At 70.6% G+C, this 14,524-nt stretch carries 14 protein-coding genes; 9 read left to right on the top strand and 5 right to left on the bottom strand.

From position 1 onward, the window contains the following. The first annotated feature begins 1 nt into the window (after position 1). Together I004_RS0131095 and I004_RS0131090 are read left to right on the top strand one after the other, a co-directional pair. Positions 2 to 1,162 (top strand): isocitrate/isopropylmalate family dehydrogenase, encoded by a 1,161-nt coding sequence (locus I004_RS0131095; protein ID WP_078511965.1) that lies wholly within the window; start codon positions 2 to 4, stop codon positions 1,160 to 1,162. A gap of 234 nt (positions 1,163 to 1,396) precedes the next feature. Then, positions 1,397 to 2,695: a hydroxyacid-oxoacid transhydrogenase gene (locus I004_RS0131090; protein WP_028438657.1), complete on the top strand. Its 1,299-nt coding sequence runs from the start codon at positions 1,397 to 1,399 to the stop codon at positions 2,693 to 2,695. A 52-nt stretch (positions 2,696 to 2,747) separates the two neighbouring features. Here the strand turns inward: I004_RS0131090 and I004_RS37275 are convergent, their stop codons facing one another. Continuing rightward, positions 2,748 to 3,347: a GNAT family N-acetyltransferase gene (locus tag I004_RS37275; RefSeq protein ID WP_051345638.1), complete on the bottom strand. Its 600-nt coding sequence runs from the start codon at positions 3,345 to 3,347 to the stop codon at positions 2,748 to 2,750. Positions 3,348 to 3,411: 64 nt separating this feature from the next. After that, positions 3,412 to 4,596, bottom strand: a complete 1,185-nt coding sequence (locus I004_RS0131080; RefSeq protein WP_028438656.1) for a Gfo/Idh/MocA family protein — start codon at positions 4,594 to 4,596, stop codon at positions 3,412 to 3,414. Between the two features lie 178 nt (positions 4,597 to 4,774). Between I004_RS0131080 and I004_RS37270 the strand changes: the two genes are divergently transcribed. From I004_RS37270 to I004_RS0131050, 6 genes are all read left to right on the top strand, one after another. Beyond that, positions 4,775 to 5,968, top strand: a complete 1,194-nt coding sequence (locus I004_RS37270) for an ROK family transcriptional regulator (protein ID WP_051345637.1) — start codon at positions 4,775 to 4,777, stop codon at positions 5,966 to 5,968. Positions 5,969 to 6,075: 107 nt separating this feature from the next. Further along, a complete protein-coding gene (locus I004_RS0131070) occupies positions 6,076 to 7,344 on the top strand; it encodes an ABC transporter substrate-binding protein (protein ID WP_028438655.1) in 1,269 nt (422 codons plus the stop codon). Between the two features lies 1 nt (position 7,345). Continuing rightward, positions 7,346 to 8,332 carry a carbohydrate ABC transporter permease gene (locus I004_RS0131065; RefSeq protein WP_028438654.1) on the top strand — a complete coding sequence of 329 codons (987 nt, stop codon included), beginning with the start codon at positions 7,346 to 7,348 and terminating at the stop codon, positions 8,330 to 8,332. Further along, positions 8,325 to 9,251, top strand: coding sequence for a carbohydrate ABC transporter permease (locus I004_RS37265; RefSeq protein ID WP_078511964.1), 927 nt, complete (start codon positions 8,325 to 8,327; stop codon positions 9,249 to 9,251). Before I004_RS0131065 ends, I004_RS37265 begins: the two co-directional genes overlap by 8 nt. Positions 9,252 to 9,337: 86 nt before the next feature. Next, complete coding sequence (locus tag I004_RS0131055) at positions 9,338 to 10,393, top strand: Gfo/Idh/MocA family protein (RefSeq protein ID WP_028438653.1); 1,056 nt, start codon at positions 9,338 to 9,340, stop codon at positions 10,391 to 10,393. Further along, on the top strand, positions 10,390 to 11,412 hold the full coding sequence (locus I004_RS0131050) for a Gfo/Idh/MocA family protein (RefSeq protein WP_028438652.1): 1,023 nt from the start codon (positions 10,390 to 10,392) through the stop codon (positions 11,410 to 11,412). The genes I004_RS0131055 and I004_RS0131050 overlap by 4 nt, the downstream gene beginning before the upstream one ends. A 154-nt stretch (positions 11,413 to 11,566) precedes the next feature. On the opposite strand, the gene I004_RS0131045 is transcribed toward I004_RS0131050, so the two are convergent. The 3 genes from I004_RS0131045 to I004_RS0131035 all read right to left on the bottom strand — a co-directional run bounded on the left by I004_RS0131045 (position 11,567) and on the right by I004_RS0131035 (position 13,631). After that, the gene (locus tag I004_RS0131045; RefSeq protein ID WP_028438651.1) at positions 11,567 to 12,085 is read right to left on the bottom strand and encodes an AAA family ATPase; all 519 of its coding nucleotides are present in this window, start codon (positions 12,083 to 12,085) and stop codon (positions 11,567 to 11,569) included. Between the two features lie 110 nt (positions 12,086 to 12,195). Next, positions 12,196 to 13,272 carry a hypothetical protein gene (locus I004_RS37260; protein WP_037978508.1) on the bottom strand — a complete coding sequence of 359 codons (1,077 nt, stop codon included), beginning with the start codon at positions 13,270 to 13,272 and terminating at the stop codon, positions 12,196 to 12,198. Then, complete coding sequence (locus I004_RS0131035) at positions 13,269 to 13,631, bottom strand: PadR family transcriptional regulator (protein ID WP_051345654.1); 363 nt, start codon at positions 13,629 to 13,631, stop codon at positions 13,269 to 13,271. Before I004_RS0131035 ends, I004_RS37260 begins: the two co-directional genes overlap by 4 nt. Positions 13,632 to 13,842: 211 nt before the next feature. Here I004_RS0131035 and I004_RS0131030 point away from each other — a divergent pair, with 211 nt between their 5' ends. Then, the gene (locus tag I004_RS0131030; RefSeq protein WP_028438649.1) at positions 13,843 to 14,331 is read left to right on the top strand and encodes a cupin domain-containing protein; all 489 of its coding nucleotides are present in this window, start codon (positions 13,843 to 13,845) and stop codon (positions 14,329 to 14,331) included. The last annotated feature ends 193 nt before the right edge of the window (positions 14,332 to 14,524 follow it).

Here is a 14,524-nt window from a genome sequence, read left to right as displayed (position 1 = left end):
GATGCCAGGAGAGCGGGAGCAGCCCGAGCAAGAGCAGGACCGGGACCGGGCGCGGAACGAGGAGCAGGACCGGGACCGGGCGCGGGAAGCCGGGCCGGAGCCGCTGGACCTCGTGGTGATCCCCGGGGACGGCATTGGGCCCGAACTGGTGGACAGCGCGCTGCGCGTGCTGGAGCGGCTGGCGGCCATGGACGGCTTCGAGTACCGCGTCACCACCGTCGAGGCGGGCGCCGGCGCGTACCGGAACACCGGACGGGCACTGCCGGAGGACGCCGTGGACCGCCTGCGCGCCGCCGACGGAGTGCTCAAAGGTCCCGTGGGTCTCCCCGGCGTCAGGCATCCGGACGGTACCGAGGCCGGGCTGCTCGGCGGACTGCTGCGGATCGGCCTGGACACCTTCGCCAACGTCCGGCCGATGAAGCTGCTTCCGGGCGTCCCCGGCGGCACGCGGCATGACGCGGGCGAGATCGACTACGTGGTGGTGCGCGAGAACACCGAGGGCCTGTATCTCTCGCGGGGAGCGGGCGCCGCCACTGCGCACGCCGCCTGCGACCAGCTGATGGTCACGCGCGCGGGCACCGAGCGCGTCGTGCGGTACGCGTTCGAGCTGGCGCGGGCGCGCTCCGGCGCCCCCGTCGACGGTGCACGCCGGGTGACCTGCGTCGACAAGAGCAACGTGCTGCGCAGCTACGCGCTCTTCCGCAGGGTGTTCGACGAGGTGGCCGAGGAGTACCCGGACATCGAGACCGAACATCTCTACGCCGACGCCGCGGCGCACGACCTCGTGGCGCGACCGCAGTGCTTCGACGTGATGGTGATGGAGAACTTCCTCGGAGACGTGCTCAGCGACCTCGGCGCCGCCACGGTGGGGGGCCTCGGCATGTGCGGTTCCCTCAACGTCGGTGCGGACGCGGCCTACGCGGAGCCCGTGCACGGCAGCGCTCCCGACATCGCGGAGCAGGGCATGGCCAATCCGCTCTCCCAGATCCTGAGCCTCGCGCTGCTGCTGGACCACGCGGACCTGCCCTCATCGGGTGACCGCGTCAGGCGTGCCGTGGAGTCGGCGCTCCTGCTGGGAGCCGTCGAGCTGGGCGAGAGGGGACAGCCCGCGGGAGGGACGCAGTCCGTCACGGCGGCCGTGTGCGAGAACCTGAGGCCGTGAAGCCGTGAAGCCGTGAAGCCGTGAAGCCGTGAAGCCGTGAAGCCGTGAAGCCGTGAAGCCGTGAAGCCGTGAAGCCGGGGGCGCCGGGCGGGCCGGGCAGCCGGCTCCGGCGAGGCAGAACCGGTAGGCGGAACCGGAGCGTCCGTGTCGCGGTGGTCGCACGCGGGCATCCGCAGTTGGGAGACCGGCACGGCTGGTTCCTTCCTCAACCGCGAGCGTGGAGGCGTACATCCGATGAGCAGTGGCAGCGACGTGGACCCGGCCGAGGAGACGATCTTCACCTGGGGGGCGCCCCCGCTGAAGTTCGGTGCCGGCGCCTCCGACGAGATCGGCTTCGACATGGCGCAGTTCGGGGCGGAGCGTGTGCTCGTACTGACCGATCCCGGCGTCGCCGCTCTCGGGATTCCCCAGCGCGTGGCCGAGAACATGAAGCGGTACGGCATCACCGCGGAGGTCTTCGACGGGGTGCACATCGAACCGAGTGACGCCGCCTTCGAGACGGCCGTCGACTACGCGCGCGCCCAGGGCCCCTGGGACGGGTTCGTGGCCGTCGGCGGCGGCTCGGCCATCGACACCGCGAAGGCGGTCAACCTGCTCACGTCCTGCTCCGGCGAGTTGATGCACTACGTCAACAAGCCGATCGGACGGGCGGAGGTGCCGCCGCACCAGCTCAAGCCGCTCGTCGCCGTGCCGACGACCGCGGGCACGGGCGCCGAGTCCACAGCCATGTGTGTGCTGGACGTCCTGTCGATGAAGGTCAAGACCGGCATCAGCCACTGGCGGCTGCGTCCCACGCTCGCGGTGGTCGACCCGCTGCTGACGATGAGCCTTCCGCCCGAGGTCACCGCGTCGGCGGGCATGGACATCGTCTGCCACGCCCTCGAGTCGTACACGGCCAAGTGGTACGGGGATTCCGGCCGGCGCCGCCCCGAGGAGCGGGTGACGTACTGCGGCTCGAACCCGGTCTCCGACCTGTGGTGCGGGAGGGCGATGGAACTGATCGCGAAGTCCTTCCGCCGGGCCGTGCACAGCGGGGCCGACGACGTCGAGGCGCGTACGGACATGATGATGGCGGCGACCTTCGCGGGCATGGGCTTCGGGAACTCAGGCGTCCACATCCCGCACGCCAACGGCTACCCGATCGCCGGCATGGTGAAGGACTACCGTCCCGCCGGCTACCCGCAGGACGAGCCGATGGTGCCGCACGGGCAGGCGGTCTCACTGACGGCGCCGGAGGCCTTCCGGTTCAGCTTCCCCTCCGCTCCCGAGCGGCATCTGCGGGCCGCGGAACTGCTGGCGCCGCAGACGGAGCGGCTCCCCGACCCCGTCGAGCAACTGCCGCAAGTGCTCGTCGAGTTGATGCGCGACATCGGCATCCCCAACGGCATCGGCGCCGTCGGCTACGGCGAGAGCGACGTGCCGGACTTGGTGCCGGGGACGATGAAGCAGCAGAGGCTGCTGTCGACCTGCCCCCGCCCCGTGGGCGAGGAGGAGATCGAGCGCATCCTGCTGCGTTCCGTGCAGAACTGGTAGCTCCGTCAGGGCCGTTGCCCTGCCCGGCCGTCGCCCCGCCCCCTGTCGTCCCTCAGCCCGCCTCGACCTGACCGGCCGTCGCGGGATCAGCGGCGGGGGGCAGGGGCGAACGGCCGCGCAGGGCCCGCCAGACGACCTCGACACCCGACTCGCCCGGTGCCGCCGGGCCCTCGATGGCGCGCCGCCGCTCGACCTCCGTGAAGCCCAGGCGCATCGGCACTCCCCCGCTGGCCTCGTTGGCCTCGTCGTTGTGGATCTCCACCACGTCGATCCCGGGCAGCGAGAACGCCTCGCGCAGCAGGGCCGCCGCGGCCGCGGTCGCGAAGCCCTGCCGCGTCCACGACGGGTGAATCCAGTAGCCGATCTCCAGGCCACCGGGGCCGATGCGGCGCATCAGGCCGCAGCTGCCCACGGTCGAACCGTCCACCGACACCGCGTAGTTGTACGCCTTGCCCTCGGCCCATTCACGCTCGCACCTGGTCACGAATTCGAGCGACGAATCAGGGCTGTAGCCGTCGTCGGCCCACGGCATCCACGGCACGAGGTGGGCGAGCGATTCCGTGACCACGCGGTAGTGCACGTCGGCGTCCCCGTAGCGCCAGCGGCGCAGTTCGACGCGGTCGTGGCGGAGCCGCTCCGCAGGCTGGTTCATGCGGGGAGCATTCCCCGCATGAACCTGTCCACAACTCGAGGGCGTGTGGAGGCCGTTGCCTTTCTCACGCCTGTCCGCGGGTGTAGTAGGACATCAACTCCTCCGGAAGCGGCGGCACTTCGACAGGAACGTTCCCTGAGCGCAGCGACCTCGCGGCAGCGTGCCCCGCCGCGACCGCCTCACGTGCCGCGAGCGGCGAGGTCTCCGTCGGTCCGCCGGCCGCGGCGAAACGGAGGAACTCCTCCACCAGCAGGCGGTCTGCTCCCCCGTGCATCCCCTCCGACCGCGGTACGGGGACGGTCAGATCGGCGTCGTCGCGGTAGCCGGAGCGGCGGGAGTTCCAGACCTTGATGACCGATCCGTCGAGGTCGCCGAAGTTCTCCAGCCGTCCGTGGTCACCGATCACCGTGTAGTTGCGCCAGTAGTCGGGAGTGAAGTGGCACTGCTCGTAACTGACGAGCACGCCGTTGTCGGTGCGGCCGTGCAGCATGCTGATGTCCTCGACGTCGACGACCGGGTTGAGCCCGCTCAGTGAGGTCGGCGGCCAGTTCGCCTCGGGGTCGTGCCACTCCGACATCCGCTCCCCGCAGCGGTCGCGCCGGTCGGAGATGCCGCCGTAGACGGCGAGTTCGCCGACCGCCGTCACCCGGCGCAGGGAACCACCGGCGAGCCAGTGGATGACATCGAGGTCGTGCGCACCCTTCTGCAGCAGCAGGCTCGTGGTGTTGCGCCGCTCCGCGTGCCAGTCCTTGAAGTAGAAGTCGCCCCCGTGGCCGACGAAGTGGCGGCACCACACGGCCCGTACCCGCCCGATCGCCCCGTTCAGGACGAGCTGCCGCATCCGGCGGACGAAGGGCGCGTGCCGCAGGTTGTGGCCGACGTAGAGCCGGCTGCCCGTCGTTCTCGCGGTGCGCAGGACCAGATCGCAGTCCTCCGTGGTGATGGCGAGCGGCTTCTCGACGAAGACGGCGATGCCGGCGCGCAGCGCATCGAGCACGCACCGCGCGTGGAGATGGTCGGGGGAGAGGACCATGACGGCGTCGAGCCCGCCCGCCGCCAGCATCTCCTCATGCCCCCGGTGTACGGGCACTTCGGGGCCGAAGAGCGTGCGCGCCGCCTCCTGCCCGCGCGGATGAGGGTCGGCGCAGGCCACGACGCGTGCTCCGGCCCCGGGGTGGTGGGCGTGCGACGCCAGCACCGCCCTTTCGCCCACGCCCACGACTCCGATCCGCAGGTCGTCGCTCGACATGGCCCGCCCCTTCTCATATCCAGGAGTCCTTCGTAATTGCCCGGTCGGAAGCCTTCACGCCCGCTCGTGTTTATGCAACAGTCCTCAATCAATCAATCCGTACAAGCGACGCGGACGGGCCTCACAGGCTCCCCGCCTGTCCGGACCGGACCCTGCGTACGTGGAGGAGGTGCACGGGATGCGAGGCCACGACCTGGCCGCTCTCCGGCGGTTGAACACGATCGCCGTGCTGCGTTTCCTGCGCTCCCAGGGGCCGGGCCGTCCGCAGTCGCTCAGTCAACTCGCCGCCGCCACAGGGCTGTCGCGTCCCACCGTCGACCAGGTCGTCGAGGAACTGACCGCCCAGGGCTGGCTCACCGAGGCGTCCGACCCGGTGGCCGGACGCTCCGGCCGTCCGGCCAGGCGCTTCCGGTTCCGGGGCGAGGCGGGGCGGGTCGTCGGCGTCGACATCGGGCTGCACAAGATCGTGCTGCTGCTCTCCGACCTCGCCGGTGACATCACCGCAAGCGAACGCGAGGAGATGGACCCGGACATGGGCGGCGCGGAACGCCTCGCCTTCCTCCGTGCCCGCGTCGCACGCTTCCTCGACGAGCAGAAGGTGCACCCGGACGAACTCTGGGCCCTGTGCGTCGGGGTGCCGGGAGTCGTCGGCGAGACGGGCCGCATCACTTCGGTGATCGTGCCGGAGTGGTCGGACTTCGAGCTGGCGCGCAGGCTCGGCGAATCCTTCCCCTGCCGGATACTCGCCGAGAACGACGTCAACCTGGCGACCCTCGCCGAACACTGGCAGGGCGCCGCCCAACTCGCCGACGACGTCGTGTGTCTGCTGATCGGCCACCGATCCTCGTGCGGGGTGCTGCTCGGCGGCCGGCTCCACCGCGGTCACCGCGGCTGGGCCGGTGAACTCGGGCTGCACCGCGGGCTCGGACTCGCACACGCCCACGAGGCGCTGTCCTGGCGGGGCGAGCGGCGCACCGGGGCCTCCCCGCCGGAGGCAGGGGAAGAGTCGGAGGTCGCGGCGCTCGCCCGCGCCGCCGGTGAGCGGGACCCGGACGCGCTCGACGTCCTCGACCGCTACGCGGCCCGGCTCGCACCCGGCATCGGCGCGCTTCTGCTCGCAGTCGACCCCGAACTCGTCGTTCTCTCGGGCGGGATGACCCCCGTCGGGGAGGCGCTGACCCCGCTGCTCACACAGCATCTGCGGGACGTCGCGCTGGACGTGTCGCTGCACGTGCCGCGCATCACCGTCAGCACGCTGGGCGAGCAGGGCGTGGCGCTGGGCGCCGTGCGCAAGGCGCTCGACAGCGTCGAAGCCCTGCTCTCCGACGCCACCGGTCCCCTGCCCTCCGTGCCGCCGTCCCCGATCCGCTGAGGCGGGCCCGCCCGGCCCGCGCCTGCCGTTCACGAATCAGATCCGGACACGTCGTCCGGACCCGCCCCTCACCCTCCCCGTGCCCACACCGTCCCCGGGAGTCCCCGATGCGAAGGAGAACACTGCTCGCCGGAGCGCTGGCCGCAACGCCGGTCGCCGCCGGCGCGGCCACGGGCTGTTCCGCGGGAGGCGCGTCCGCGCGCACTTCCGGCGGCCGCACCACCATCTCGTACGGGATGTGGGACCAGCTCCAGGTCGCCGGCATGGAGAAGATCATCAAGGCGTTCGAGGCGGAGCACCCGAAGATCTCCGTCACCATCCAGGTCACGCCCTTCACCTCGTACTGGACGACCCTCAAGACCGCCATGCGCGGCGGCTCCGCCCCGGACGTGTTCTGGATGAACGCGGTGAACCTCCAGCTGTACGCCTCGGAGGGCGTTCTGGAGCCGCTGGATCCCTTCATCGAGCGCGACGGGTTCGACATGGGCGTTCATCCGGAGGAACTGCTGCGGATGTACACCTACGAGCGCACGCGCTACGCGATGCCGAAGGACTTCGACACGATCGGGCTCTGGTACAACAAGGAGCTCTTCGACAAGGCCGGCATCAAGTACCCGGACGAGAGCTGGACCTGGGACACCGTCCGGGACGCGGCGGCCGAGCTGACCGACCCGCGTGCGGGCGTCCACGGCATCGCCGCCGAGATGAGCAGGCAGTACACGTACTACAACTCCATCGCCCAGGCCGGGGGTCACGTCATCCGCGACGGGCGCTCCGGCTTCGGCGACCCCCGGACCATCGACGGACTGCGCTTCTGGACCGAGCTGATCGACCGGGGCCACTCGCCCTCGCAGAGCGCGATGACCGACACGAGGGGCCGCCAGCTGTATCTGTCGGAGAAGGTCGCGATGAACTACGACCTCTCCGCGATGGCCTCGCAGATGTACGCGGAGCCCGCGATCAAGGACCACGGCGGTGTCGCCGTGCTGCCGAGGGGGCGCCGGCGCGGCACAACCATCCACGGCCTGGCCAACGCGATATCCGGAAAGAGTCCCAACACCGAGGCGGCGTGGGAGTTCGTGAGGTTCCTCGGCTCGCGGAAGGCCGCCGAGATCCAGGCGCGTGAGGGCGTGACGATCTCCTCGTACGACGGCACGCAGGACGCCTGGGTGAAGTCCATGCCGGAGTTCGACCTGAAGGTCTTCATCGACATGCTCGACTACGCGGTCCCTTATCCGGCCTCGAAGTACACGACGGTGTGGGAGAACCTCCAACCGCAGCTGCTGGGCGGCCCGTTCACCGGCAAGGGCGGCATCGAGGACGCCTCGCGCACCCTGGGCCGCCAGATGGACCTCGCCCTGGAACAGGAGAAGTGACATGGCTGTCTTTCCCTCCACGGCCGGGGCGCAGCAGGCGGAGCGGCGCTTCCGCAACAGCGGGCGCGGCGACCGTCGTTCACCGGCGAGCGGCGGGGGCGCGGGCGCCAAGGGCGGCCGACGCTCGCAACGTGCCGCGTACCTGTTCATCGCGCCCATCGCGCTGGGCTTCCTCGTCTTCTACATCTGGCCGCTGCTGGAGACGTTCTGGTTCAGCTTCACTTCCTTCGGCGCCTTCGGCGGCAACTCCTGGGTGGGCGGCGAGAACTACGAACGTGTGGTGCGGGACGTCACCGTCGGCAGGGCGCTGGGCAACACGCTGCTGTACATGGTGATGGGACTGATGACGCTGCCCGTCGCCATCGTGCTGGCCGAGCTGATGAACCGGCGCGGGCTGCGCGGCGTACCCGTCTACCGGGCGCTGTACTTCATGCCGTTCGTGACGCTCCCGGCGGCCGTCGGCCTGGTCTGGAACTGGCTCTACAACGGCGACTTCGGCATGGTCAACGAGGCGCTGTCGTGGATCGGCGTCGACGGGCGGTACTGGGTCTCCGACCCCTCGACCGCCGTGTACGCGATCGGCATCGTGATGATCTGGTCCCACATCGGCTACTACCTGATCATTTTCACCGCGGGTGTGAAGGCCATACCGCGCGACTACTACGAGGCGGCCGAGATCGACGGCGCCGGGCCCCTGCGCCGCTTCTTCCGCATCACGCTGCCGTTGCTGAGCCCGAGCATCTTTTTCGCCTCCGTCATCTGCATCATCAACTCGCTCCAGCAGTTCGACCTGATCTTCGTGATGATGAGCCCCGAGAACCCGGCGCTCGGCGAGACGCAGTCCATCGTGACGCTCTTCTTCAAGTGGGCCTTCGACGAGAACTCCCAGGGCGCGGCTGCCGCCCTCGCCTTCCTCCTCATGCTGCTGATAGCGGCGCTCACTTACCTGCAGTTCCGGTTCCAGAAGAGGTGGGTGCACTATGCCTGAACCGGCTCCCGTGACACCGGCCGCCGCTGCGGCGGCCGTGACGACACCTGACCCGGCGGCCCCCGCGGCTTCGTCAACCGGGCGCCCGGCGCGCGGCCGAAGGTGCGACCCCGGATCCGTCGCCACCCACGCGGTCCTTTCGCTGGGTGCGCTCGCCATGGTCTTCCCGTTCGTGTGGCAGCTGCTGACCGCGTTCAAGACCATGCCGGAGGCGGTGCGCGTACCGCCGACGATCCTGCCCGAGGCGTGGAACTGGGCGGCGTTCGAACAGGTCTTCACCGCGGTGCCGTTCGCGGAGATGCTCACCAACAGCCTTCTGAACACGGCCGGCCGGACACTCGGGCAGCTGGTCTTCTGCTCCCTCGCCGCCTACGCTTTCGCGCGGCTCCAATTCCGCGGCAGGAACGTGCTGTTCGCGGTCTTCCTGTCGGTGCTGATGGTGCCGCCGCAGCTTCTCGTGCTCCCGCAGCACGAGATCATGATGAAGCTGGGGCTGCTCAACAGCGTCCCCGCGCTCTTCCTGCCGGGCATGTTCAGCGCGTTCGGCACGTTCCTGCTGCGGCAGTTCTTCCTCGCCCTGCCGAGGGAGCTGGAGGAGGCCGCCCGCATCGACGGGGCCGGGCCGTTCCGGATCTTCTGGAGCATCATGCTCCCGCTCGTACGGCCCGCGCTCGCGGCTCTCGCCGTCATCACGGCGATGTGGTCGTGGAACGACCTTCTGTGGCCGCTGGTGGTCAACACCGACCCCGCGAAGGCGCCGGTCAGTGCCGGACTGATCTCCCTGGAGGGGCAGTTCATGACCAACTACCCGGTCATGATGGCCGGTTCGGTCATCGCCAGCCTCCCGATGCTGCTCCTCTACGTGCTGCTCCAGCGCCACTTCGTCCAGGGAATCGCGCTCAGCGGCTCGAAGGGCTGAACCGCCGGGGCCACCACGGCCCGCAACCGCCCCTCGGCCCGTCACCTCGCATCCGCACCCCCGACAAAGGAAGGCAGTCACTCCCTATGCCGGAACTCGCAGTGGGGCTCATCGGCGCGGGCGGCATCGCCCGCGCCCATCTGCCCGCGTGGCTCGAGCTGGGAGCGCGGGTCACCGTGTTCACCCCCGACGACAGCGGAGGGAAACTCGCCGCGCAGTACGCGCAGCAGGGCGTGCGGGCGGCGAGCAGCCTCGGTGAACTCCTGGAGGTGGCCGAGGCGGTCGACGTCTGCACGCCCACGCACACCCATCGGGAGGTCGCACTCACCGCGCTGCGCGCCGGGCGTCACGTCGCGTGCGAGAAGCCGCTCGCGCTCACCGCGGAGGACGTCGAGGAGATGATCGCGGAGGCGGAGCGGGCGGGCGTCCTGCTCTTCCCCGCCCACGTGGTGCGGTACTTCCCCGAGTACGCGGCCATGGCGAAGGCCGTCGCCGGCGGTGCGGTCGGGGAGCCGGCGGTGCTGCGCTTCACGCGCACGGGCACCTACCCGGTCTGGTCTCCGTGGTTCGCCGACCCGTCGCTCTCCGGCGGACTGCTCGTGGACCAGATGATCCACGACTTCGACTTCGCGCGGCTGCTGGCGGGTGAGGTGGCCCGGGTGCACGCGCAGGTACGGGGACACCAGGAGGCGCCCGCGCCGGCGGGCTGCGTCGCCTCGGCCACCGCGGTGCTGACCCACGCGTCGGGCGCGATCAGCCACGTGCACGGAGTATGGGGCCTGCCCGACTCACAGTTCCGCACGACCTTCCGCATCGCCGGACGCCGCGGGGTGCTCCAGCACGACTCCGCGCAGACCAAGGCGTTCCGCGTGATCTCGCAGGGCGGGGCCGCCGAGGGCGAGGGGATCCCCGCGACGAACCTCACCGAGAGCCCTTTCCTCACCGAGCTGCGGGAGTTCGCGGAAGCGGTCCGGGGCGGCCCGGCCCCGCGGGTGACCGCACGGGACGGACTTGCCGCGGTACGCATCGCCCTCGCCGCGTCCGCATCGGCACGCACGGGACGGGCGGTGGCGACCGGCAGCGGCAACGACGAGGCCGCCGGGGACCCCGCGGCCCACGAGACCAGGGAGGTGGCCCGATGAAGGTCGGCGTGCTCTCGTTCGCCCACGTGCACGCGGCGGGCTACGCGAAGCTGCTCCGCGGCATGGACGGCGTCGAGGTCCTCACCAGCGATCCGGAGGGCGGCTCGGCACCCGCGGGCGAGGTGCGCGGCAGCGCGCTGGCCGAGCAACTCGAAGTGCCCTACGCCGACACTTACCAGGAGGTGTTCGACTGGGGACCGGACGTGGTCGTCGTCGCCGCCGAGAACTCCCGGCACCGTCCGCTCGTCGAACTCGCCGCGAAGCACGGCGTGGACGTGCTCTGCGAGAAGCCGCTGGCGACCACCGTGGAGGACGGTGAGGCGATGGTCGCGGCCTGCCGTGAGGCAGGCGTACGGCTGGGTGTCGCCTACCCCGTGCGCTTCAGCCCCGCCTACGCGGCGCTGCGGGAGGCGGTACGCGGTGGCGGCACCGGGCCGGTGCTGACCGTCGCCGGGGCGAACAACGGACGGCTCCCGGCGGACGCCCGCGCCTGGTTCGCCGATGCCCGGCTGGCCGGTGGCGGCGCCCTGATGGACCACACGGTGCACATCGCCGACCTCCTGGACGACCTGTTCGGCGACGCACGCGCCGAAGAGGTCTACGCACAGACGAACAACCTCATGTACGAGGCCGACGGCGTCGAGGTGGAAACCGCCGGTCTCGTGACGGTCCGCTACGGCAACGGCGCCGTCGCCACCATCGACTGCAGCTGGAGCCATCCCGACCATCACCCCACCTGGGGCGGTCTCGAACTCCAACTCGTCGGCGAGCGGGCCACGGTGGAGATGGACGCCTTCGGCCAGGTCGTCTCCGGCTTCGACGAGTCGCGCCGCGAGGGCGTGCTGCTGCCGTGGGGGAGCGACCTCGACGATGCGATGGTTCGGGCATTCCTCCACGGAACGCGGGACGACTCCGCGGTCCAGGTCGCCGACGGTGCGGCCGGCCTCCGCTCACTGCGCATCGCCCTGGCGGGCTATGCCTCGGCACGCTCGGGGCAGCCGGTGCGGCTGGAAGGCTGAGCGAGGCCGCGCACGGACCCGCCGCTACTGCTGCGACCGGTGCAACGACCGGGCCGCCGCGACCGCTTACCGGAGGCGGCAGGACTGACCGCGGGTGGTCATGGCCCCGTGCCGGGACGGGACGCTCACGCGGCTGTCAACCTCGCGGTCGCAGTCAGCCCAGCGCCCCCGCGTCCTCCGCGATCGCCTTCGCGACGTCTTTCGGCTGCCGGTGCGTCGTGTCCACGATCTGCGCCGCGTCGCGCAGCCAGGGCAGCGCTTCCTCGTAGTCGGTGAGATGCCGCAGGCGCCAGTCGTGGCCCGTCGGCCGGTCGTTGACGATCCGGTGGGCGAGGGTGTCGCGGTCGGTGTGGAGCACGTAGTGGTGCACCTCGATGCCGGCTTCGGCGAGGCCGGTGCTGATCTCGGCCCAGTACTGCTTCACGAGGACGGTCTGCGGGACGACGAGGATTCCGCCCACGTAGTCGAGGAGTTGGGAGGCCGTCTCGACGACGAGGTGGCGCCACGGCGGCCAGTGCTGGAAGTCCCCGAGTTCGGGGAGGTCCGGCACGGTCGCGAGCATGCCTCCGACCTGCTCGGTGTCGAAGAACCGTGCCTGCGGGAGGAGTTCGGCCAGCGTCCCGGCGGTGGTGGTCTTGCCCGCCCCGAATGTTCCGTTCAGCCAGATGATCACGGGAGCTGAGCCTAGTCCCGTGGAGGGCACCCGCTCAGCCGTTCGCACGATGGAGACGCGGAGTCCGCCCGTCCCCTCTCCCGCGCGTCACCTCGTCACCCCGCCACCTGTCACCGCCCGTCCGGGGACGAACCCGCCGTCCGCGTCCGCCACTTGCTGCGGTAGTGCCTGACGAGGCCGAATCCTGTCAGCACAGCCATGGCCAAGAAGCCCCACTTGCTCCACCCGATGTCGACCCAGGGTGTCTGGGCGAGTTGCAGCACGGCGATGCCGAAGAGCCCCCACCGCCTGTAGAGGCTGAGCTCCTGGCGGGAGGGGCGCTTCGCGCCGCCCTCCTCCACGAGGCTCAGTGCGTATCGCTCCACGTCGCCGAACTCGTCCTGCGGCCGGGCGCCGGACGCCTCCAGGTGCTGCCGTGCATCGGCGACGAGACGCCGTGCCTCGCTTCGTCTCACGTGGTGCCGCCCCCTGAGCAGCCCGTGGAGGTGCGCGAGCCAGCGGCGGGTCTCGCGGGCGTCAGGTGCGCCGGAGGCAGTCGAGCCACGCCGCGCCGCACGCCGCCGGAGTGCCTCGATCGCTCTGCGCTCAGCCGTGTCGGGCCGCTCCAGTCGCTCGCCCGCCCAGTTGAGCAGCAGGGCCACGACGATGAGCGTCGGAGTGGGTATCCGGCCCAACCCGTCGTGGGGCAGTTCGAAGAAGGCCAGGGCGGTCGGGCCGGTCAGCGCGAGCGCGACGCACAGCGTGACGAGTGCGGCGCGCCGGTGGCCGGCCGCCCGGAGGGAGTGCGCGCCTCCCAGAACGGCGCAGATGACCCCGAGCAGGAAACTCCCCACGAGCCCGGCGACGGTGACCCGGATCCACAGCCCCGCGTCGATCCACGCGAGGATTCCGCCCAGGAACATGTAGAAGGCCGGCATTGTCAGCGGCGCGCCCCAGTATTCGTCCATGCTGACGTTGTCGTAGTCCGTCCGCGCACGCTTCGAGACGGGGATACGGCTGGTGGCGACGGAGTCGGCGTACTCCTCGGGATCGCCGAACGCCTGCCGGAGGCTCTCGCCGGACTCCTCGCAGTGGGCGACGGCTTCTGCCACGCAGGCCTCGGCGGTCTTCTCGTCCAGTCCGCGCTCCATCAGCGCGGTCGTGAATTCGTCGTCCCAGCCGATGTCTTCTTCCGTGGTGCTGCTCATGCGGTGCGGCCCTTCTGGACGTTGGTGGTCAGCAACTGGTCCATGCGTTCGGCGAAGCGGCCCCACAGGGTGCTCTGTTCCGCCAGCCACCGGGCGCCGGAGGCGGTGAGCGAGTAGACCTTGCGGCCCGGTCCGCCTTCCCCCGCCGCCCACGTCGAGCTGAGGATCCCCTCCGACTCCAGCCGCGCCAGGACGGGATAGAGCACCCCGCCCTTCATCCGTCCGAAGCCCGCTTCGGTGAGGCGCTGAGCCACGGCATAGCCGTGGTTGTCGCCCTCTGCGAGCACGGCGGCGGCCGCCAGTTCGATCACCCCGCGCAGCCACGCGGCGGGTTCCTCGTTCGTCGCTTCGGTGGTCACGAACTGAGAGTAGACGGTTTCGAGCACTAGTCAATATTTCGACTAGTCTTCGTGGTAAGCCCGCCACTGGCCTGTGGTCCGAGCCCGCCTCGGACCTGCGGTGCGGTACGGGAGACGTACGCCCGACCCGGCCCCGCGTCCGATGCCGGACGGCAGCCGCCGTGGCCACAATCGCGGGAACGGGAGAGGGACGGACGGGAAGGAGAGCCGCATGTCGTATCCGGAGCCCCGGTACCTCGGCGAAGGAGGCGAGGTCACCGCGGTGTTCAGGCCGTCCTCCACGGACCCCGACATCACGACCGGGACGGGCAACCGCACGCACTACCTCGCCACGGGCGCCGGCACCGGGGGCGAGTTCGGGCTCTACAAGGTGGACATGGGACCTCGGTCGCCCGGGCCGAGCACGCACTTCCACCGTTCGATCTCGGAGTCGTTCTACGTGCTGTCCGGGGAGGTGCAGCTCTTCAACGGCGAGCGCTGGATCACCGGACGTGAGGGGGACTTCCTGTATGTGCCGGTCGGCGGGCTGCACGCGTTCAAGAACGCCTCCGACGGCCCGACGTCGATGCTCCTGCTGTTCTCGCCCGGCGCACCCCGCGAGGAGTACTTCGAGCGGGTGGCCGAGATGGCGCAGCGCGGAGGCAAGGAGTTCGAGGACTTCCTCGTGAAGCACGACAGCTTCTTCGTCGACACGGAGTGAGGGCGAGGAAAGCGCGCCGCACCTGAAACGGCAACGGCACGGCGGCCCCCGTCGCTCGCCCGGGGATACCCGCCGTGCCGTTCGCTCCGTTCGCTCCGTTCGTGCGGTCGGCACGGAGCCGGAGGCCGTCGGCCGGTCTCAGCCGTCGGCCCGTGGCCATCGGCTCCCGGCCGAGGACCGCCGTCCGCTCCGG

The organism is Streptomyces sp. TAA486, from assembly GCF_000426165.1.
This window is presented reverse-complemented; position numbering and strand designations above follow the sequence as displayed.

Excerpts from the sequence above, each read along its gene's own strand:
- I004_RS0131095 (WP_078511965.1), top strand. The coding sequence starts at position 2 with ATGCCAGGAGAGCGGGAGCAGCCCGAGCAAGAGCAGGACCGGGACCGG.
- I004_RS0131090 (WP_028438657.1), top strand. The coding sequence starts at position 1,397 with ATGAGCAGTGGCAGCGACGTGGACCCGGCCGAGGAGACGATCTTCACC.
- I004_RS37275 (WP_051345638.1), bottom strand. The coding sequence starts at position 3,347 with ATGAACCAGCCTGCGGAGCGGCTCCGCCACGACCGCGTCGAACTGCGC.
- I004_RS0131080 (WP_028438656.1), bottom strand. The coding sequence starts at position 4,596 with ATGTCGAGCGACGACCTGCGGATCGGAGTCGTGGGCGTGGGCGAAAGG.
- I004_RS37270 (WP_051345637.1), top strand. The coding sequence starts at position 4,775 with ATGCGAGGCCACGACCTGGCCGCTCTCCGGCGGTTGAACACGATCGCC.
- I004_RS0131070 (WP_028438655.1), top strand. The coding sequence starts at position 6,076 with ATGCGAAGGAGAACACTGCTCGCCGGAGCGCTGGCCGCAACGCCGGTC.
- I004_RS0131065 (WP_028438654.1), top strand. The coding sequence starts at position 7,346 with ATGGCTGTCTTTCCCTCCACGGCCGGGGCGCAGCAGGCGGAGCGGCGC.
- I004_RS37265 (WP_078511964.1), top strand. The coding sequence starts at position 8,325 with ATGCCTGAACCGGCTCCCGTGACACCGGCCGCCGCTGCGGCGGCCGTG.
- I004_RS0131055 (WP_028438653.1), top strand. The coding sequence starts at position 9,338 with ATGCCGGAACTCGCAGTGGGGCTCATCGGCGCGGGCGGCATCGCCCGC.
- I004_RS0131050 (WP_028438652.1), top strand. The coding sequence starts at position 10,390 with ATGAAGGTCGGCGTGCTCTCGTTCGCCCACGTGCACGCGGCGGGCTAC.
- I004_RS37260 (WP_037978508.1), bottom strand. The coding sequence starts at position 13,272 with ATGAGCAGCACCACGGAAGAAGACATCGGCTGGGACGACGAATTCACG.
- I004_RS0131030 (WP_028438649.1), top strand. The coding sequence starts at position 13,843 with ATGTCGTATCCGGAGCCCCGGTACCTCGGCGAAGGAGGCGAGGTCACC.